Annotated in this window: 1 protein-coding gene; it reads right to left on the bottom strand. The window is 58.9% G+C overall.

Translation table 11 applies throughout. The features are described 5' to 3' along the window. Positions 1–17: 17 nt before the first annotated feature. Positions 18–1,075, bottom strand: a protein-coding gene (locus DV027_RS17305) for an IS630 family transposase (protein ID WP_198133929.1) whose coding sequence is annotated in 2 segments (ribosomal slippage) — positions 18–583 and positions 583–1,075 — 1,059 coding nt in all. Because the reading frame shifts where the segments join, the coding sequence is not laid out codon by codon here. Positions 1,076–1,172: the final 97 nt, after the last annotated feature.

Genomic DNA, 1,172 nt, shown 5'->3' with positions numbered 1-1,172 from the left:
ATACCAACCGTTGATTGCTATAACCCATGAGCCCAATTGCGCAGTCCGATTGACATGATGCGCCATGGTTGATTGACGAGCTGGTTCCAGGCATGGCAGGCGATATCAACGATATCGTCATAGGTTCTGAAGATCCTGTTTGAGAGCCATGTATTGCGCAGGAACTGCCAGAGATTTTCCACCGGGTTCAGTTCAGGAGCCCGGGGAGGCAGCGGGAGAATGGTGATATTGTAGGGAACATCCAGCTTCTGACTGGTATGCCATGCGGCCTGATCCACAATGAGGACGGCGTGAGCGCCCTGCGCGACCGTGCGTGAAATCTCCGCGAGATGGAGCTGCATGCCGTGCAGGTTGCAGACAGGGAGCACGAGGCCTGCGGCCGCTCCCTTTTCAGGACAGATGGCCCCGAAAATCCACGCGGATCTGGTGCGCAGGTCAGCAACGGCCCGGGGCCGGGTGCCCCGTTTCGCCCACCGTCGGGTCAGCTTCGTTTTCTGGCCGATCCGCGCCTCGTCAGACCACCAGATTTCGATATCTTTTCCGGGATGTCTGGACCTGATCGCCGCCATGACACCGGGGAACTCTTTTTAAAAATGTCCTGGGCTTCTGTATCCTGGCGATAGTGCCGTGGCCGGGCTGTCAGCAGGCGGAACCCCTCGCGGCGTATGATCTGACCCAGACGCGTTTCCGACAGGCTGACGCCATAGGTCTCATGCAGCCACCCGCAGAGATCACACAGTCGCCAGCGGACAACACCATGCACCGCAGGGATGGGTCTTTCTTCGAGCCGGGTTTTCAGGGCAGACAGCATCTCCTGTGTCAGGCGGGCTTTCTGTCCCCCGCCATGACGATCCACAAGGCCATCCGGGCCATCCGCATTGAAACGCAGCACCCAGTCACGGATACTCTGACGGTCTGTCCCCGCAAGCAGGGCCGCCTCGCCGCGCGAGGCGCCATCATAAATCGCCGCAAGCGCCAACAGGCGACGCGACTGACCCGCATGCCGGCTTCTGCGCGCAAGGCGTCGCAACTCCGAACTATCATGATCGTCACGCAGGGATAGAGGGCTGCCCATCCAGAATGCCTCCTTCAGAGAATGGTCTGCATCCTATGAATCACATTTTTAAACCGATGGGTACCCCGTGAGTCAGGCCAAACAATGGTTGGTATAA

Source organism: Komagataeibacter xylinus (genome assembly GCF_004302915.1).
Lineage (GTDB): Bacteria > Pseudomonadota > Alphaproteobacteria > Acetobacterales > Acetobacteraceae > Komagataeibacter > Komagataeibacter xylinus_C.
Note: the sequence above shows the minus strand (reverse complement) of the source record. Positions and strands in the feature narration are given on the sequence as shown.